Annotated in this window: 17 protein-coding genes; 11 read left to right on the forward strand and 6 right to left on the reverse strand. The window is 48.7% G+C overall.

Annotated features, from left to right (window positions below; genetic code table 11):
- Positions 1–74: 74 nt before the first annotated feature.
- The gene (locus tag ADICEAN_RS09065; protein ID WP_009195278.1) at positions 75–1136 is read right to left on the reverse strand and encodes a hypothetical protein; all 1062 of its coding nucleotides are present in this window, start codon (positions 1134–1136) and stop codon (positions 75–77) included.
- Positions 1137–1568: 432 nt separating this feature from the next.
- Here ADICEAN_RS09065 and ADICEAN_RS09070 point away from each other — a divergent pair, with 432 nt between their 5' ends.
- From ADICEAN_RS09070 to ADICEAN_RS09105, 8 genes are all read left to right on the forward strand, one after another.
- Entirely contained in the window at positions 1569–2819 is a 1251-nt protein-coding gene (locus ADICEAN_RS09070; protein ID WP_009195279.1) for an oligosaccharide flippase family protein, read from the forward strand.
- Positions 2816–3952: a glycosyltransferase family 4 protein gene (locus ADICEAN_RS09075; protein WP_009195280.1), complete on the forward strand. Its 1137-nt coding sequence runs from the start codon at positions 2816–2818 to the stop codon at positions 3950–3952. Before ADICEAN_RS09070 ends, ADICEAN_RS09075 begins: the two co-directional genes overlap by 4 nt.
- Positions 3953–3954: 2 nt before the next feature.
- Positions 3955–5049 (forward strand): glycosyltransferase, encoded by a 1095-nt coding sequence (locus ADICEAN_RS09080; protein WP_009195281.1) that lies wholly within the window; start codon positions 3955–3957, stop codon positions 5047–5049.
- A gap of 77 nt (positions 5050–5126) precedes the next feature.
- A complete protein-coding gene (locus ADICEAN_RS09085) occupies positions 5127–6371 on the forward strand; it encodes an O-antigen ligase family protein (RefSeq protein ID WP_040396601.1) in 1245 nt (414 codons plus the stop codon).
- On the forward strand, positions 6352–7443 hold the full coding sequence (locus tag ADICEAN_RS09090) for a glycosyltransferase (RefSeq protein WP_009195283.1): 1092 nt from the start codon (positions 6352–6354) through the stop codon (positions 7441–7443). Before ADICEAN_RS09085 ends, ADICEAN_RS09090 begins: the two co-directional genes overlap by 20 nt.
- On the forward strand, positions 7415–8605 hold the full coding sequence (locus ADICEAN_RS09095) for an O-antigen ligase family protein (protein WP_161622680.1): 1191 nt from the start codon (positions 7415–7417) through the stop codon (positions 8603–8605). Before ADICEAN_RS09090 ends, ADICEAN_RS09095 begins: the two co-directional genes overlap by 29 nt.
- Positions 8589–9737: a glycosyltransferase family 4 protein gene (locus ADICEAN_RS09100; protein ID WP_009195285.1), complete on the forward strand. Its 1149-nt coding sequence runs from the start codon at positions 8589–8591 to the stop codon at positions 9735–9737. Before ADICEAN_RS09095 ends, ADICEAN_RS09100 begins: the two co-directional genes overlap by 17 nt.
- A gap of 103 nt (positions 9738–9840) precedes the next feature.
- Positions 9841–11211: a sugar transferase gene (locus ADICEAN_RS09105; protein WP_009195286.1), complete on the forward strand. Its 1371-nt coding sequence runs from the start codon at positions 9841–9843 to the stop codon at positions 11209–11211.
- An 89-nt stretch (positions 11212–11300) separates the two neighbouring features.
- On the opposite strand, the gene ADICEAN_RS09110 is transcribed toward ADICEAN_RS09105, so the two are convergent.
- The 4 genes from ADICEAN_RS09110 to pdhA all read right to left on the reverse strand — a co-directional run bounded on the left by ADICEAN_RS09110 (position 11301) and on the right by pdhA (position 15121).
- Positions 11301–12617, reverse strand: a complete 1317-nt coding sequence (locus ADICEAN_RS09110) for an aspartate kinase (protein ID WP_040396602.1) — start codon at positions 12615–12617, stop codon at positions 11301–11303.
- The gene (gene ribH, locus ADICEAN_RS09115; RefSeq protein WP_009195288.1) at positions 12617–13108 is read right to left on the reverse strand and encodes a 6,7-dimethyl-8-ribityllumazine synthase; all 492 of its coding nucleotides are present in this window, start codon (positions 13106–13108) and stop codon (positions 12617–12619) included. Before ribH ends, ADICEAN_RS09110 begins: the two co-directional genes overlap by 1 nt.
- Before the next feature lie 200 nt (positions 13109–13308).
- Complete coding sequence (locus tag ADICEAN_RS09120) at positions 13309–14019, reverse strand: YfgM family protein (protein ID WP_009195289.1); 711 nt, start codon at positions 14017–14019, stop codon at positions 13309–13311.
- A 61-nt stretch (positions 14020–14080) separates the two neighbouring features.
- Complete coding sequence (gene pdhA / locus ADICEAN_RS09125; RefSeq protein WP_009195290.1) at positions 14081–15121, reverse strand: pyruvate dehydrogenase (acetyl-transferring) E1 component subunit alpha; 1041 nt, start codon at positions 15119–15121, stop codon at positions 14081–14083.
- Between the two features lie 154 nt (positions 15122–15275).
- On the opposite strand from pdhA, the gene recF reads away from it, so the two are divergent.
- The 3 genes from recF to ADICEAN_RS09140 all read left to right on the forward strand — a co-directional run bounded on the left by recF (position 15276) and on the right by ADICEAN_RS09140 (position 17987).
- Positions 15276–16409, forward strand: coding sequence for a DNA replication/repair protein RecF (gene recF / locus ADICEAN_RS09130; protein ID WP_009195291.1), 1134 nt, complete (start codon positions 15276–15278; stop codon positions 16407–16409).
- A 174-nt stretch (positions 16410–16583) separates the two neighbouring features.
- Positions 16584–17543 carry a c-type cytochrome gene (locus tag ADICEAN_RS09135; protein WP_040396603.1) on the forward strand — a complete coding sequence of 320 codons (960 nt, stop codon included), beginning with the start codon at positions 16584–16586 and terminating at the stop codon, positions 17541–17543.
- Between the two features lie 120 nt (positions 17544–17663).
- Positions 17664–17987: a DUF721 domain-containing protein gene (locus ADICEAN_RS09140; protein WP_009195293.1), complete on the forward strand. Its 324-nt coding sequence runs from the start codon at positions 17664–17666 to the stop codon at positions 17985–17987.
- A gap of 335 nt (positions 17988–18322) precedes the next feature.
- Here ADICEAN_RS09140 and ADICEAN_RS09145 read toward each other — a convergent pair whose 3' ends face one another.
- A complete protein-coding gene (locus ADICEAN_RS09145) occupies positions 18323–19132 on the reverse strand; it encodes a DUF7282 domain-containing protein (protein ID WP_009195294.1) in 810 nt (269 codons plus the stop codon).
- Between the last annotated feature and the right edge of the window lie 111 nt (positions 19133–19243).

Consider the following 19243-nt stretch of genomic DNA (forward strand, 5'->3'; position numbering starts at 1 on the left):
CCCAAAGCTGGGGAATACTATTTTGCCAGGCGAAAATCAGGAACATATACAGTAAGCCAGGGGGGTGGCCTGCTTTATGCAAAGGTTTTGCGAGCCTCGTGCAGACGTTCGTAGCGGTTCAGTGCCTGGTTGATGCCAATCAGGAAAATAATAAGATACGCACTGGCAAGGCCAAGCGCAGCGCCAAGTAATAGCTGTCCTTTCAAGGAAAGGCTGGCGGGATTGCCATAGGGGGTAAAGCCGGTTACAACTTCCAGGGCTCGGTTAAGTTCCAGCTTTTTGGTAGTAGCCATCACTTCCCGCGACAAGTTGATGTCCTGCATATACACATTTAGGGGGTCGCTGGCCGATTCCGGATTACCAAAGACTACATTGTTAGAGCCGGTGCGACCTGTTTCGCTGATACTACGGTAGAAATCTGCCTGTATGCTTTTTAAGCGATCTAGCTGTTCCTGCTCTTTCAGAAGCTTAGTACGGAAAGCAGTAAGGTTTTCCTGTTCAATGTCGATGCGGCGCTTGATATAGTCGTTTTCCTGTAAATAGTGCTGTAGGCCCAGTTCCAGGGCATCCAAGAAAGCAATATCATAGACCGTAACAACAATTCTGAAATTATAGAAGGTGTTGGTGAGCCTCTCCCGGAGGGCCTCCATTTGGGCAGGATTCAGCTTGGTAGTACCGTTTTGTTCTATGAGCTGCAGCAGGCCCTGCATCTCTACGATATCCTCACTGGTAGTAACCGGCATACTGGTAATAGTGCGAATAGAAGCCGCCTGCTGTGGAGACAGTTTTAGTTTCTGCGCCAGGAGCTCGGTATTTCCTTCTTCCGCCAGCTGGTTAAGCTCCAGAATGGACGTATTCAGCATTTCAGCGCTGTAGAAGCGGGAACTAAGAATCAGTTGGGAAGAATAATGCGGCTCAAAAGACCGGTAGCTCAAATAGCCGGCTATAGTGCCCAGCGCCATAAAGGAAAGCAAGAGCCATGCATTGTTACGGGTAGTGCGCCGTAATCGCACAATTGCTACTATCAGCGAAGTGATGAACCTGGTAAATAAGCGCCCAAGGGCAGCAGCCAACTCCCGTAAATCAATCTCTCCGGCACCGGCAGCATTCTTCTGGGAAGGGGTAGTTTCTTGCATGATTACTTTTTGGGAGCGCTAATTTAAGGAGTTTAAAGCATTTATAATCAAGATGTAAGTATTTATAAGGATCAGCAGAATTTTTGGATATAACATTGTTTAGTTTTGTTCGCTGAACAGTTTTTAAGAAATGTCTGAGCGGAAGGAATTAATTATTACAGGAGCAGCTGGTTATACCAGATTTCATATAGCACGTCTTTTGCAAAGGAAGAGAGATGAAGTTTTGGGAATCGGTAATGTTAGTGATGGTTGTGGCTTCCTCCCCATACAGTCTGACAATCCATATGTCTATAGCACAGATGGGGAGGATCTGATGGGTTGTAGCGAGGGTAAGTCTACTACATCAGAAGAAGAGGGGAGAAATTTATCACCTGGCACAGTGTCTATAACACTGTATAATAGCGCATCAGTTATAGCCAGGTTCGCAAGTGTATGAAGGATAGTTTAAAGCTTGTACTGATTCAGAGCATCAATATTTTTCTGGGTCTGTTTAATGTATATTATGTTGCCAGAGAAGTATCCCCGGCTGTTTATGCGGTTGTTTCTGTTGGCTATATTATTACATTTCTGCTTACAACCTTCACTTTTACCGGCATCGAAGATGCCCTTAAGCAGGATGTACTCGGCTGGCTGCAGGGGGGCAGGCTTAGGCGTATTCGCATTCTTGTAAGCCAGGCAATCATTCAGCGGGTAATCACTTATATGTTGGTGCTGCCTGTGGTTTTGGGCTATGCCTGGTATATATCTGAGGCAAAATTCGAAGGATTGTACTTTCAGGAATTTCTCATCTTCACGTTATCAGGCTTTATAGCTGCCATCCATCATTGTCTTTCACTCTTACTTAAGTCCTTTGATCGTTACGTAACTGTTGCGTTTGGTGAACTCATTATAGGGGTGGTAGGTAAAACAGCTGCTGTTTTATTTTTTGTGCTTTGGGGGTTTAAAGCCTATGTCTGGGCCCTTGCCCTACTCCCCATAATTCCCTGTATTTTCTTAGGGAGGAGTATGTTGCCCTGGATGCGCCCCGCCTATCTCATACCCACCAGTGCATTGTGGAAAGTAATAATGCGCTATAAATGGTTTGGATTTGCAAGCTATATGCGCTACCTGGGCAACTATGCAGATCAGTTGCTGATATCGGTGTTTATGGCTCCTGAGATTTTAGCTGGTTTTACCATTGCCAGAAAGGTGCTGGATATTGGCAAGATCTTCTCTGCCAATATTTTTGAAAACCTTACCCTGAAGCTTGTACGCTTCAAAACAGATACGCCCCAGTTACTTGACCAGTATAAAAAGCTTGGAATATTAAGAAACAAGCTGGTAATAGGCGCAAGCCTGCTTTGCCTGCCCCTTCTTTTTACGCTGGATACGCTTGTAGAACTGGCCGGTCTGGGAGAATACGCTGGTTTGGAATTTATGTTAATGGCAGCTGTGGTTGCCAGCGTACTTCAGCTTTACCGCACTAGCTCAGATACAACTATTAAGATATTTTTGCCATCGGACAGGATCTTCTGGTATGAATGTGCCTATTCCACAATCTCAATAGGGGCCCTGGCTATTTGTGCCTTATTACTTCCACAAGCACATATTATGTTCTATAGGGTGCTGCTAGAGGCAGGCATGATTATAATTTCTGTTCAATTTCTACAGTCCTTTTCCAGGACCTACTTAGCAAAAGCATGAAGGTAGCGCATATTATACATGAGTTAGGCCAGGGAGGGGCACAGAAGTTTGTCGTAGATTGGGTCAATACTGCGCTTGAGCTGGGCATAGAGCCCATTTTAATTGTTTACAATCTGGACCAACAGCACTCCTTTTTCCTGGATAAGGTTCACCCCTCAGTCAAGCTTATTGATTTGAACATCAACTTTTCCAGTGTAAGGAAGCATGTAGATCCGATCATTCGGCTGCACCGGGTACTACGGGAGCAAAGCCCAGATATCGTCAATACACATTTATGGCCTATTGATCACCTGTTCTTTATCAGGCGCTTTCTGCCTTCCTGCAAATACTTTCATACCCTGCATAATCAGCCCGTAAAGGAAAGGGGCCGGCACCTGCATAGTTACTGGATTCGTAATTACTTCTTTAAAAATAAGACAGTTTATCCTGTAGCAATCTCAAAAGATGTGCTTGAGGGGTATCATGCGCTTTATGGCGCCCAGGCTCCTTATTATCTGGTGCCGAATGGCTCTAGCAAACCCCAGCCAACCCCACGCTTGCAGCAGGTGATGCAAGAGATTGAGGACCTGAAGCCCACTCCTGCAACAACCGTTTTTTTATCAATAGGACGGATCGCAACGGTAAAGAACTATCAGTTAGCTGTTGATGCCTTTCAACAACTTCATCAGGAAGGAAAAGAGTGTTTACTACTGGTGATAGGAGGCGATGGCAGTCCGCTGGCCCCTCAGCCGCTTTCTTATTTCAAGAGTCTTGATACGCCTAATGTACATTTCCTGGGGCTTCGTAGCAATGTTTCCGATTATCTGGCGGCGGCAGACTTCTACTGTATGTTTTCTCATTATGAAGGGCTAAGCATTGCGCAGGCCGAAGCTATGGCTATGCAACTCATCTCTGTAGTTACACCCGGGCCCGGCGTGTCTGAACCCATACAGGAAGGCGAAAATGGCTTTATTAGTCCTTCATACACTGTGTCTGATTATGTTGATACGCTGCAAAATGCGTTGCAATTATCAAAGGCTGAAAGAAAAAGAATGGAAGAGGTAACACTCAGAAAATATGAGCAGGAGTTCTCCATGCAAAAGTGTGTGGGGGCCTACCTGAGTGCGTATAAAGAGCAATTACAAAAAAAGTAGTGATGCGAAAAAAAAGGCTGTTTTTTCTGGTGCCGTTTTTAGAGGGAGGAGGAAGCGAGCGGGTAGTGGTAAATCTCTTCAAAGCGATTGATCGGGATTGCTATGAGCCAACCCTTGTATTATTCCAGAAAAAAGGGATTTACCTGGAACAGCTCCCCCCCGATGCCAATATCCACGTGCTGGATGTAAACCGGACGCGATACGCTTTTGTGGCAGTTGCCAACCACCTGCGAAGGGAAAAGCCGGATATTGTTTTTTCTACCCTGGGCCATCTTAATCTCCTGATTGCGCTGCTACGTCCCTTACTGCCTGCTAATATCAAATTTATAGCCAGAGAGTCTAATACAATAAGCGTTCATAACAAATCAGAAAGTTTTCCTAAAGTATTTGATCTTTTGTTTAAGACGGTGTATCGGAGGTTTGACACGGTAATTTGCCAGTGCCAGTACATGAAAAATGATCTTATCGAGAATTATGAATTTCCTGCCGAAAAGATTGCCGTAATTAATAACCCGCTGGATTTTGCCCAGGTAGAAAAAAAGCTGGAGGCAGTACCGCAGGTATTTTCTCATAAAACATTCAATGTATTATTTGTGGGGAGACTTAACGCTCAAAAGCGGGTAGATTTGCTTTTGGAGAGTATGGCGCTCTTGCCTGCGGATGTTAGTCTCTACCTGATCGGGAAGGGAGAGCTCAGGCAGGAGCTGGAGCAGCAGGCCAGTTCACTGGGAATTTCACACAGAGTATTCTTTCTTGGAGAACAAAAAAATCCCTATCAGTATATGGCCCAGGCCCACTGTCTGGCACTCAGTTCAGCCTATGAGGGCTTTCCTAATGTGGTGCTGGAGGCACATGCCTGCGGGACACCGGTTGTTGCATTTGATTCGCCGGGCGGCACAGCTGAAATTATTCTGGAGGGCATAAATGGTTATATGGCCCCCTTTGGCGATGTAAAAGGCTTTGCTGATAACGTAGCGAAACTTAGAGAAACAGCTTTTTCAAAAGAGGCAATACGAAAAAGCGCCTATGACCGGTACAACCTCGACAAGATAGTAAGCCAATACAAGGAAGTGTTTACACATCTCACAAGTAGATGATACTTACCCGAGCAACAGTAGTTAAGTGGATATACTATCTATTATTAACTATTCCGCTAAGCTTTAAATTTGAGCCTTTGAATGGGCTCATTTTCTATCCGCAGGAATTCTTGTTGCCTGTACTGTTACTGCTATATCTGATCCTGAATAAATTTAAGCTCAATTATGCGGCCCATCTGCAGCCCTACTATTTTTTGCTGGCCGCATTAGGGGTAATTCTTCTCTCCAGTAGTGTCCATCTCTACTTTTATCCGGAGAGCACTGGATTTTTTAAAACTGTCAAATATTTGCTGTATGTGTTCTGCATCGTAGCCATAGCAGATTATGATGGCTTCGATCGGTTTCTGGTGCAGTTCAATAAAATAGCCTTCTGGGTGATTGTTTTGAGCCTGATGGGCTTTCTCTATTCCAAACACAGCTCGGGCCTGTCGTGGGGGAGTTTTATGCAGCGTGCTACCTGGAAAGCCGAGTTGATGCCAAGTGGCTTTTCAAATCTCATTTATAATTTCTCTTCCGGAAGCTTTGTTCGTTATACCGGAAATCATGGAATATATGGTACTTATCTGGTGCTGATCTATCTGTTGAATATAGGCAGCATATTTAGTGAAAGTATCCAAACCACCAGGCTTAACTATGTATTGCTTGGGCTGGTACTAATTAACCTTGGACTGCTAACTGCCCGGGAAGCATTGCTGGTGTTTGTGGTGCTAAACATGCTGGCACTCTTTCTTTACTTTACAACCACCCGATTTAAGCTGAAGCACCTGGTGGGGAGTATGATGGCTATTGCTGCCGCAGTTTGTCTTCTAGTTGTGCTGTGGAATCTTGATGTCAATATTGTATTGATCAACAAGCTGAAATATACTATGGCAAGCTATGAGCATAGCGGTGGTGAGGCCAACATTAGTGCAAGAACAGGGGTGTGGATGCTTACACTCTATTCATTTGCCATGACACCCTGGCGGCTGTTAACGGGCTATGGCTTTAACCGAGAATCCTACATTGCAGCACTCGAGAAAACCAATGCGTTCTTTGATCTGCACCTGACATTTGCCGGTGTGCCGGAAAGCTATTTCTTTACGCTACTGGCCTATGGCGGAGTGCTGGCACTTCTTTTTGGGGTTTTTTATTTCCTGATCATGTTTTATCAGTTGCGGACTCCGGCCATTCGGAAAACCCTATTTGGCAGGCTTCTTTTCTGTTTTATGATAGGGGTCTTACTAAGTAATAATACGGGCGCTTCCGTATTGGCAGATCTTCTGATTACCCAACTTGCCCTGGCTTACATGTTTATTGTCAATCATGCAAAAAAACTCGCCTAAGGTACTGCTTGTCACTGTAAGGGCCGATCTCGGAGGAGGGCCCAAGCATGTGGATATTCTGCTGGATAAGATCAGCTACCCGGTGTATGTAGCCTGCCCGAAAGATGAGCCCTATTATTCTATCTGGAAAAACCACCCAAAGGTAGAGGGGGTTGAGGTAGTACCTCACCGGAAGCTAACGCCCGAAGCCTTACTGCGGGTGGCGGCCTTTTGTAGAAATAAGCAGATTGACATTGTTCATTCCCACGGTAAAGGGGCTGGAATTTACTCTCGCCTGCTGAAGTTGCTGGTGCCCGGCCTGCGCGTAATTCATACCTATCATGGGGTTTCTACCACTGTTACCGGCCTTAAGCGTTTGCTGTACTATGGGGTAGAAAAAGCTTTATACCCCCTTACCGACCGCTTTATTAATGTATCCTACGGTGAACGGGACTATTGTGTAAATGCAGGAATCCTTAAGCCCCAGCGGTCCGCTGTAATCTATAATGGAATTGAGCCCCTGGAACGGATCGCCCAGCCAGAAGGAGCTAAGGAAAATACCCCCTCTTTTGTGGTGGCTACCCTATCCCGCTTCGATCACCAGAAAAACATGCAGGAGACGTTTGCTATCGCCAAACATCTTCGGGAGTATCGCCAGATCCGCTTTCTGTGGATTGGAGATGGAGAGGACAGGGTGGCGTTGGAGCAGGCGGCCCAACGGGAGGGGCTCACCAACATTACGTTTGCCGGCTTTCGGCAGGACATTCCAAAACTGCTTTCCGAGGCAGATGTATATCTAACCACCTCCCGCCATGAAGGCCTGCCCTTTGCCTTGATAGAGGCCTTTTCCTTGAAGATTCCGGTAGTGGCATCAGATGTTGTGGGAAATAATGAGGTGGTTACACACGGGGTAAACGGCTTTCTTTATCCTTTGGGAAGTATTGCTGAAGGTGCCGGTTCCCTGTTGAAATTGATGGAAGATCAGCCAACCTATCAGCGCTTTTCTGCGGACGCCTATGCGTCTTTTCGGCTGAAGTATTCTGCAACTAAAATGGTTCGTGAAATTGAAAATATATATCAAATGGCAATCTGAGGCAATCTATGTCTATTTGCTGGCCTTTATAGTTATTTCACTACCGTATTCTCATCTTTTATCCTCTCTTGGAATTGCTGCTTTGGCAGCATGCTGGTTAGTTTCCGGTAACTGGCCTGAAAAATGGGTGCGCTTAAAAAGGAATATGCCCGCACTCTGCCTTCTGACTTTGTTTGCTGTATTTTTAGTGAGCCTGATCTATACAGATCATTTTCTCAGGGGTTGGTGGGAGATAGAAAAAAAACTTGCACTTCTGGTCTTCCCCCTTATTCTGGGAAGCCTTCAACTTTCCGACACAAGGCGAATATTCATTTTAAAGGCATATGTTTTCTCGGCCGTTTGTAGTGCGCTCTATGGTGTTGGCCTTGTGTATGCGCATTACCTCAACCATACGGCACAGGGTATGCAAATGAACTTTGCGTATTACCAATGGATACTCCCGTACCTGCACGATTTTCTGGTTCCCCGCTGGACGATGTTTGCCGGAGGTGCAGCACTGGTTTCATTCTGGTTTTTTCTGAGAACCAAAAAGTGGCTCTATGCACTTCTTTTTCTCTTTTTGAATGCCTTCATTATCTTTCTGGCATCACGTATGGCACTGGTTGCGGTATGGGGGGTATTCCTGGCATACTTTATGGTTAAAGCTGTGCAGGAAAAGAAGCTTTACCTGCTGGTGGGCCCCCTTCTGTTTCTGGTGATTTCGTCTGGAGTACTCTGGTACGCCTCTCCCTATATCAGAAGTAAAGTAAACAATGCAAGCGGAACCAGTGACCGCACTTATCTTTGGCGGGCGGGCTACGAAGCCTGGCTGCAAAGCCCGTTGCTTGGGCATGGTGCCGGCACGGGAACAGTAGCTGTAGAGGAGGTTTTTCTGGCTAGAGGCTACCCGGTTACCTTAAAATCCTTTGAGGTGCATAATCAGTATCTGAGCTTTCTACTTCACTATGGTTTGCTTGGGCTTGGCCTTTTTGTGGCAGCATTTCTAACGGCGTTTTATGGTGGATGGAAGAAGGGTAATGTGCTGATTCTGTTATTACTACCTTTTTTCTACTGTACCTTTTTCACAGAAACTCTACTGGCAAATCATCAGGGAGTCATTACCTTTGCTTTGTTATTTTCATTACTTGCCGGTTCTCCAATCCAACATGTTTCAAAATACTAAGGCCGCTCTCGTTCATGATTGGCTGATTACCGAAGGTGGAGCTGAAAAGTGCGTTCAGTCCTTTTTGAATGTAAATCCCAATTTCGATCTCTTTTCTCTGATCGATTTTTTTCCCGAGGAATACCGGCAGCGGATGCTTCAGGGGAAGGTGGCCACAACAAGCTTTATTCAGAAATTACCTACGGCACAAGCCAACCATCGCAAGTTTCTACCCCTGTTTCCCCTGGCTGTAGAACAATTCGATCTCTCCCAGTACGATTTAATTCTTTCCTCCTCAACGTCTGTTTCCAAAGGGGTATTAACCCACAGCAATCAGCTCCATATATGCTACTGCCATTCGCCTATGCGCTATGCCTGGGATTTATACTACCAGTACCTGCAGGAGGCCAACCTGACCAGGGGAGTTAAAGGATGGATAGCCAAATATATTTTACACCGGATGCGTACCTGGGATGTTATTTCCTCAAACCGGGTTGATCATTTTATTGCCAATTCGCAGTATATCGCTAAACGCATTAAAAAAGTATATAAGCGCGAAGCCACGGTTATTTACCCCCCGGTAGATGTAGAAAGTTTTAGCCTTGTGGAAGAGAAGGAAGATTTTTATCTGACAGCCTCCAGAATGGTACCCTACAAGAAAATTGATCTGATTGTAGAAGCATTTTCCCAACTTCCGGACAAGCGGCTAATTGTTATTGGCGATGGTCCGGATATGGGGAAGATCAGAAAAAAAGCCACGAAAAATATTGAGCTTTTGGGCTATCAGCCCTTTCCGGTATTAAAGGAGTATATGCAGAGGGCAAGAGCATTTGTCTTTGCCGCCGAAGAAGACTTTGGAATTATACCCGTTGAGGCTCAGGCCTGTGGTACTCCTGTTATTGCATATGGGAAAGGCGGAAGCCTGGAAACAGTTTTGGCATCTGAAACAGGAACGTTTTTTTATCAGCAAACAGCTGCTGCAATTGTGGCGGCTGTACATGATTTTGAGAGAAAACAAGTAAGTTTTGACCCATTAAAAATCAGAAAGCATGCCGAGAAATTTAGTTCGCAACGCTTTGAGTCTGAGATTAAACAATACGTGGAAGAAAAATTGGGTGATTTTATAACAACACCTGCAGATTGTTTTGCTTAAGGGATCTTTGCGAAATATTCAGGCAATGTAATAATGGGTTAAAATACGATTAAAATTTAAATGTATAGTTTGTTACTTTGCAACCCTTATTGAAGTAACAGACATGGGAGCGCACCGGTATTCTAAATTTCTAAACAGCCTTCAAATTCTTGGCGATCTGGCCGTTATTAACATTGCCTTTGCTGTAGCCTTTTATAGTACGTTTGGGCATCTGGGTTTTTTGTCCGAGTTTCTCTATGCTGAGCTCTACTATTTTTTTAACATCAGTTGGTTAGTCCTTACAGCGCTCAATAAGCCATTTCAAATTGCCCGTACAGAAGTTTTATCCAAAGTACTTCGTAGGCAAATCGGATTGCTGACCATACACCTGTTGGTCTTTACAGCCTTTATTTTCTTTGGGAATATAGATGACTATTCCCGCCAACACTTACTACTTACCTACGCCTTCCTGCTTGTACTGGACTTTGGATGGAAAGGTATGTTCTTTTATTCCCTACAGGCCTACCGTACCATGGGTTACAATACCCGAAATGTTGTGATTATGGGGTACGGGGAGTTGTCCGAAGAACTATCCAGACATTTTGAAGAGCATCCGGAGTATGGCTACCGCATGTTTGGATGTTTTGACAACCATGTTAAAGGGAATAAAATTCTGGGAAAGATGGAGGATCTCAAGGAATTTGCCCTGCGTCATAACATAGATGAAATCTACTGCTGTTTGCCCTATGTACGGTATCAGAAAGTGAAAGAGCTGCTGGACTTTGCTGATGCCAATATAATAAAGGTAAAGCTGATAACTGATTTTAGGGGCTTCTCTAAAAAAGGCATTAAGCTTGAGCAGTATAACAATATTCCGGTCCTTAATATCTCTGCTATTCCTTTAGATGAGCTGAAAAATAAGGTCTTTAAGCGAACGTTTGATATTGTTTTCTCAATGTCGGTGTTACTACTGATCAGCCCTGTTTTGTTAATGGTTGGCTTGATGGTCAAAATCACCTCAAAAGGACCTGTTTTCTTTTCTCAGGAAAGAATAGGAAAAGATGGGGTTCCCTTTAAGATTTATAAGTTCAGGAGTATGCGGGTTGATGCAGAGTTGGCCGGCCCTGCACTTTCTTCTGACTGTGATCCCAGAATCACAAAATGGGGTAAGATAATGCGCAAAACACGGCTTGATGAACTACCTCAATTTTATAATGTACTAAGGGGAGATATGGCCGTAGTAGGCCCTCGTCCAGAGCGGCAATTCTGGATCAATCAGATTGTTGAAAAATCGCCGCATTACAAGCGTCTTTTACGGGTCAAGCCAGGCATTACGTCGTTAGGACAGGTCAAATTTGGATATGCCGAGAATGTGGGTGAGATGCTTCAACGGTTACGGTTCGATCTTCTGTATATCGATAATGCATCAATGCGCCTTGACATGCGGGTAATGATGATGACCGCTCTGGTAATGGTTCAGGGGAAGGGCAAATAGGTGAGTGCACAATGCGGTTTTACCATACTGAAGAAGTGAAACAAAAAGGCCTGTGTGAACAGGCCTTTTTGTTTTTCTGGATACCAACCCTACCCAAAAATCTGCTTATGCAAACTCTTCAGCGCCTCCGTTTTAAAACGGGAGGGCACCAGCAGCGATAAGTTGTGGCGGCTGCCGCCGTAGGAGATCATGCGCAGGGGCAGGTGCTGCAGGGCTTCCAGGGCCTGGGCGGCCCTGCCGGGCTGGTTGATCAGGTTGTAGCCGGCCATGCAGATAATGGTCTGCTGCTCGTCTACCTCTACCGAGCCAAACTGCTCCAGCGCCTTGGTGATGGCCGGCAGATGGGTGGCATCATCAATGGTGAGGGAAACGGCTACCTCGGAGGTAGTGATCATGTCAATAGGGGTGCGGTGCTGCTCAAATACTTCAAACACCCGGCGCAGAAAACCATAGGCCATGAGCATGCGCCCGCTACGGATCTTGATGGCCGTAATGCCATCCTTGGCCGCTATGGCCCTGATGCCGGCCTCTTCGGCCGTTGCGCTGATGAGGGTGCCTTCATCCTCGGGCTTCATGGTGTTGAGCAGGCGTACCGGTATGTTGTATTTCTGCGCGGGCAGAATACTGCTGGGGTGCAGGATCTTGGCGCCAAAATAGGCCAGCTCGGCTGCTTCATCAAAGGAAATGCTGGCAATGGGGCGCGTATTGGCTACAATGCGCGGATCGTTGTTGTGCATGCCGCTGATGTCGGTCCAGATCTGCACCTCATCGGAGCGGAGGGCTGCGCCGATCAAGGAGGCTGTGTAGTCGCTGCCGCCCCGGCGCAGGTTGTCGATCTGGCCCTGCTGGTTGCGGCAAATATAGCCCTGGGTGATGTAAATCCCCTTAAAGCTGGCCTCCAGCAGCGGCTTCAACAGCTTCTCAATCGTTTCGATCTCGGGCTCTCCCCAGGCATCAATGCGCATAAAGTCCAGCGCCGGCAACAGGCGTGCGCTGATGCCCTGCTCCTGGCAAAAGGCGGCAAACAGCTTGGTGGAGAGCAACTCGCCCTGGGCCAGTACTTCCTTTTCTTCTACCGGGCCAAAATCTTCTTTTTGGAGCAGCTGCTCCAGCCAGCCAAAGTGCTCCTTTAGCACGGCATGTCCCTGCTGGCGGCTCTCTTCCGCCTGCAGGAGATCGGGTACAAAGGCCAGGTATTTTTCCTGGAGCAGGTCCATCTGCAGCAGGGCTTTCTTGTGGCGACCTTCTGTGGCCAGTGCGGCCATTTCTACCAGGGCGTTGGTGGTGCCCGATACGGCCGATAGCACCACCACTACCGGTTGCGGCTGCTTTAGAGAAAGCTCTGCCACCATGCGCATACGCTCGGGGCTGCCAACGGAGGTGCCGCCGAATTTGATCACTCTCATCATTTCAGGTTTTGCTGTAGGCCTAACATTTTAATAGCGGTAAGGGCGGCTTCATCGCCTTTGTTTCCCCACTTGCCGCCGGCCCGGTCCAGGGCCTGCTGCTGGGTGTTGGGGGTGAGCACCCCAAAAATCACAGGCTTGTTGTATTTAAGGCTTACCTGAGTGATGCCATGGGCTACGGCATCGCAGATAAAGTCAAAGTGGCGGGTCTCTCCCTGGATCACACAGCCCAGGCAGATCACTGCATCCACATCATCGCGCTGGGCCATCCACTGGGCACCCAGGGATAGCTCATAGCTGCCGGGCACTGTCTGGCTGATGATGTGGCTCTCTTTGGCACCGTGCTCCAGCAGGCTCTGCAGGGCGCCGTGGTATAGGGCTTCGGTTACTTCTTCGTTCCACTCCGATACAAGAATGGCAAAGCGCTTCTGACTGATGTCGATCAGGTTCTTTTCGCTATGGGTGCTCAGGTTTTTTAAGCTGGAAGCCATGGGGTTTTATCTGTTTGAGTACCTGCCTCGCCGGCAGGCGGGTTGAGTAATTGGTTTGGGACTGGGGGTGTGGGGTGAAACCGGGCGTATTTACGGAAGAGCCCAACTCATGAGAGAGGTTTCTTCTCCTTACCCCCTGAAAACAAAAAAAGGGATAAGGCGCATGGCACCTTATCCCCTACTTTCAATCAAGAAAGAGTTTATTTCGATGCCATGGCCTCGAGCCTTGCCTTCTGTTTTCGGGCATTCTCGTACTCATTGGCACCATAGTAGTTGTCAATAATGCGCGTATAACGCTCCAGGGCAGCCCCATTGTTGCCGGCCTGCTCATAGGCTACGGCCGCTTTCTCCAGGTATACGGGCGTAAAGAAACGGTTAGACTCGTAATTGGCAGCTTTATCGTACTGTTTACCGGCCTGATCGAACTGCTGAAGCTCCATGTGCGCATCGCCCTGCAGGGCATAGGCACGGGCCTGCACCAGAATATCGTCCGATGAGAAATCATCCAGATGCTCAAGCGCCTGCTGGAACTCTCCCTGCTTCAGGTAGATAACCCCTGTGTAGAAACTGGCCAGATTGCCGGCATCGGTGCGGCCGTAGTTGTCGATGATCTCCAGGAAGCCCGGATAGTTGCCATCGCCGTTCAGGGCACGGTCCCAGTTCTCATTCTCAAAATAGAATACCGCCCGGAACATTTCTTCCTGCGCTTTCTGATTTTGCCTGTCCTGCCAATAGTTGTATATGAACACACCGGCCACCGCCAGGGCAATCAATCCGCCTAAGAGGAAAACCCATTTACGGTTTTTTTCCAGAAATGCCTCACCCTGACTAAGTCTCTCGCGCAAGGCCTCGGGGCTTTCGTATACTTCCTGATGCTCTGGCTTGTTCGGTCTACGTTGTTTCACTGCCATTTCACACTGATTAAGGGTGCAAATCTACAAATTATCCCTAAATAATTTCAGGAATTTTTAACTAATCCTGTACAAAGGGATAATCTTCCTGTGTATACACGTCTGTGAAGGCTTCAGCGGGGTCTGGCCAGGGCGATTCTTCTGCAAATTGCACAGATTCAGCCACTTGTTCCTTTACCTTGTCGGAGATTTTCTCCAGATCGGCCTCGCTGGCATAGCCCCGCTCCAGAATGGTGCGGCGCACCTGCTCAATGGGGTCTTTGGCTTTGTACTCTTCCAGCTCTTCTTTGGTGCGGTACTTGGCGGGATCCGACATGGAGTGGCCTTTGTAGCGGTAGGTGCGCAGCTCCAGCAGGCTGGGGCCCTCGCCGCTGCGGGCGCGCTCGGCAGCACGGGCTACGGCCTGGTGCACGGCTTCTACATCCATGGCATCTACGGGCTCGCTGGGCATATCATAGGCCGAGCCTATTTTGTACAGCTCCGTTACATTGGAGGTACGCTTTACGGAGGTACCCATGGCATAGCCATTGTTCTCGATCACAAAAATGCAGGGCAGTTTGTAAACCATGGCCAGGTTAAAGGCCTCGTGTACGCCTCCCTGGCGCACGGCGCCATCCCCCATATAGGCAATGCAGAGCTTGCCGGTCTTCAGGTATTTTTCGGCAAAGGCCAGGCCGGTGCCCAGGGGAATCTGACCCCCTACAATGCCATGACCGCCATAGAAGCCCTTTTCCACATCAAACATGTGCATGGAGCCGCCCTTGCCTTTGCTTACGCCAGTGGCCTTGCCGTAGAGCTCGGCCATCAGCGGCTTGGGATCGGTGCCCAGGCCCAGGGGGTGGGCATGATCGCGGTAAGCCGTAATCCATTTATCGCCTTTCTCCAGGGCGGTAACAGCACCGGCCACACAGGCTTCCTGCCCAATGTAAAGGTGGCAGAAGCCCCGGATCTTTTGCTGGCCGTAGAGCTGGCCGGCTTTTTCCTCAAACTTGCGCATGAGCAACATGCTCTCAAACCAGTAGAGATAGGTTTCTTTCGAGAAGCCGTTTTGGGTGGCTGTATTTTCCTGCTTTTTAGAAGCTGCCTTCTTTGTTGTTGCCATAGGTTTTCTCAATTTGCTGCTACGTCTGGTTACGTAGCCGGTGGGGTTAGGGGCTATCAGCTCTTCTTAATGCAAACAATTCCAGACCCAAATGTTTATGCTGTAGCCGGCCAGTGCGAAAATAAGGGAAAAACCCATTACAAGAAAATAATTAATGCATCTGCAAAAACTTGAGCTGCTTAACTTTAAAAATTACCCCGAACAGGCCCTTGAATTTTCGCCCGATATCAATTGCCTGCTGGGAGCCAACGGCAGTGGCAAGACCAATTTGCTGGATGCAGTCTATTACCTGAGCCTTACCAAAAGCGCCTTCCATACCACCGATGCCCACAGCATCCGCCATCAGGAGGAGCTGATGCTGATCCGTGGCTGGTTCAGGCGGGAGGAGGCTACCGACATTGTGCAGTGCAGCCTGCAGCAGGGACAGCGCAAGCTGGTGATGCGCAACCGCAAGGAGTACGAGCGCCTGAGCGAGCATGTGGGCCGCTACCCAGTGGTGATGATCGCTCCTAATGATACCGATGTGATCCGGGAGGGCTCCGAAGAGCGGCGCAAGTTCTTTGATGGCATCCTCTCCCAGATTGATGCCGACTACCTGCAGAACCTGCTGCGCTACAACCACGCGCTGCGCCAGCGCAACAGCCTGCTGAAGAGTTTCTGGGAGCAGGGCCGTGTGCAGCACGATCTGCTGGAGCCCTTTACCCTGCAGCTGCTGCAATGGGGCCTGCCCCTGCTGGAGCGTCGCCTGGCCTTTCTGGCTGAATTTCTCCCCCTGTTTGCTTATCACTACCGCCATCTGGCCGACGGGCAGGAAGAGGTAAGCATACGCTATGAGACCAACCTGAATGCAGGCGAGGCAGATGCCCTCATGGCCCAAAACCTGCAGCGGGACCTGGCCCAACAGCGTACCCGCATCGGCCCGCATAAAGATGAATATGTATTTGAGATTGGCGGCCACCCCCTGAAACGCTACGGCTCTCAGGGGCAGCAAAAAAGCTTCCTGATTGCCCTTAAGCTGGCCCAGTTTGATCTGCTGCGGGACCACAAGGGCTTTAAGCCGCTGCTGCTGCTGGATGATATTTTTGATAAACTGGATGATAAGCGCATGGCCCGCCTGATGGAACTGGTGTCTGGCCATGCTTTTGGGCAGCTGTTTGTCACCGATGCCCGGCCCGAGCGCAGTGCCCGCCTCTTCCAGGGTCTGGCCGATAGCGAAGTGGCCTATTTCATGATCGAGGAGGGAAGGGCCCGGCAGGTAGATGTACAGGAACTCCTAACTGAGCACTAGGGAATGGTATTGGCTCTGTACTATACAGATAAATTTGCACTATACCCATTAAAATTTTCATGATATTGTTAGGGTAATTAAATAAATAATCAAGATATTTATATTTAAATACCGTCTTTGTTCCATTTTTTCAGAGACACCCAGTACGCGCTTACACCCCTAACCGCCCTTTTCATGAAAAAAGTGTTCCGTTACGTTCTCGGAGGACTTGCTGCAATTGTACTTTTAATTGCAGCGGCCGCTCTGTTTATCCAGTGGAGGGGCATCCCCACCTATGATAAACCCACCCTTCAGCAAACTGTAGAACTAACCCCTAACCGGGTAGTTCGAGGCAAAAAACTGGCATCCATGCTGTGTGCCGGCTGCCATTTCAATGCCGAAACGCAGCGCCTCAGCGGCAAGCATATGAAAGATGCTCCGGCCGAGTTTGGCGAGATCCACGCCCCTAATATTACGCAGGATGCCCGGCATGGCATTGCCGCCTACACCGATGGCGAGCTGATCTACCTGTTACGCACAGGGGTGAAGCGCAACGGACAGTATGCACCCCCTTATATGGCCAAGCTGCCACATATGTCGGATGAGGACCTGCAGTCCATTGTTGCCTTTTTGCGCTCGGATGATCCCTGGGTGCAGCCTACCCCCATTGCCAGCACGCCCAGCCAGCCTTCTTTCCTGACCAAATTCCTGGCGCATGTGGCCTTTAAACCCCTGCCCATGCCCGCTCATGTAGTGCCCCAGCCCGATACAACCGATCTGGTGGCTTTTGGCCGCTACCTCACCACCAACCTGGACTGCTGGACCTGCCACTCGGGCGATTTCACCAAAATGGATATGCTCAACCCCGAGCAGAGTTTCCACTACCTGGCTGGCGGCAATAAAATGCCCGATAATGATGGCCGGATCATGAATACCCTTAACCTGACCCCCGATAAGGAAACCGGTATTGGCAACTGGACGGAAGAGCAATTTATTAAAGCAGTGAAATATGGCCTGAAAGACGGAGAACCAGCCCTGCGCTACCCCATGGTGCCCTACCTGGAGCTAACCGACTACGAGGCCAAAGCCATTTTTGCCTACCTGAAGACGGTGCCCCCCGTCAAGAATCGTATCCAGCGTACTGCTTTTGATTAACGCTTAAAAATGCCCCGAAAGGGGCTTTTTTATGCCGGTCGGCCCGCCTGCCCTGGCGGCCTCTGAAAAGAAACGGCCCCCTGTGCCGGCCCTTGTTCCAGGATTAGTATCTTTGTTTCCATGAGCTCCTCCTCCTATAATAACCGCCGGCGTAACCGAACTGAAAATACCTATACGGTAGGCGAGGCCCTGCAGGATCTGCTAAAGACCTACCACATCAAGGCCCGCTTTGATGAGGCAAGCCTGGTGGCCTCCTGGGAGCGGCTAATGGGAGCACCCATTGCCAAACGTACCAAAAAGATCTATGTGCGCAACAAGGTGCTGTTTGTAGAGCTCAGCTCGGCCCCCCTGAAGCACGAGCTCAACAACAGCAAAAGCAAGGTGCTGGAGATCATTAGTCGGGAGTACGGCAGCGGCCTGCTGGATGAAGTGGTGTTCATGTAAGCATTTTCAGCGCAGCCACCTGCCAGGTCCGTGCTGCCCCCCTGGGACAAAAACATGAGTCATCCCGAATTTTCTAAATGGCTAAAACAGCCTTAGATTACTGTATTCTAGCCCAAAAACATAAAGAAGGGACGTCATCTCGACCAGCGGGAGAGATCCGGCATAGGACAACTCATACTAAAAACTTTCCAAGATCTCTCCCGGTGGTCGAGATGACAGCCTACCTTAATAAAAAGGCCTCAAGATTCATTCTGAGGCCTTTTTATTAAGTGTCCCGCTAAAAATTCGGGATGACTCATGTTTGCAAGAATCAGAGTAGCCAGCTTCTGGTTGCCTTAGGGCATTTCCTCAACCGTAAAGTTTACCATGATGATGTTCTGGCCGAAGACTTCCGGAGCATCGCCATTTTCGGGGAACGTATATTCACCATCTGCCGGGCTATCGACATGCAGCATCGGAAAGAGCTTCTGGCCGGGCTGCAGGTTTGTCTCATCCAGTTCTACTACCACATTGGTAGTGGTACCGGCTTCCACCCAGGTTTTGCCGATAATGGCGGGTATTACAGGCTCGCCCATGCCGTTGTCATTGTGGATAACCAGCCAGCCATCAACCGTTGCCCGTACCTCATCTATGACCACACTGTTGTTGCTGATGGGTTGATCCTGGGCGATAATAGCGGCAGACATCACCTCAATGGACTGCATCACCATATTGCCCTGGGCATCGGTTAGGGGAGCATCTACAGAGGTGCTGGCATCAAACTCATAAGTGCCCATGACGCCTGCATCGGTGTGCAGCATTACCCAGAGGGTTTCGCCTTCCTGCAGGCTTACATCCTCCCGCAGCATGATGGCAACATCCATACTGCTGCCGGCAGGCAGCTGTTTGGGAATAGAGATAATGTCTGGCACCACGGGTCCGCCCGCTGCTGAGGCCTTGTGCACCACAACCCAGCCAGCCTTGTCCATGCTTATGGCATCTACCCGAATGGTATTTGCGGAGAGCATCTGGTCGGCTACCTGCAGGCTGCCGCCGGGCTCCATCATCATCTCGGGTGCATCATCATCCTTGCATGAACTAAACAGGGCGCTGCTCAGCAGAAGGCCTCCAGCTAAAAATGTACGTGTTATGTGCTTGCGTAGCATACGTTGAAAATGGTTTGGTTTCCAATTGATTTGCAGTAGGTACGAAGCGTGCGGTCCGGCCGGATCTATGGCCACTAAGAAAAATGCAGAAACGCTCACCAGTCAAAAGAG

The sequence above is a fragment of the Cesiribacter andamanensis AMV16 genome, assembly GCF_000348925.1.
In the GTDB taxonomy this organism is placed as follows: domain Bacteria; phylum Bacteroidota; class Bacteroidia; order Cytophagales; family Cyclobacteriaceae; genus Cesiribacter; species Cesiribacter andamanensis.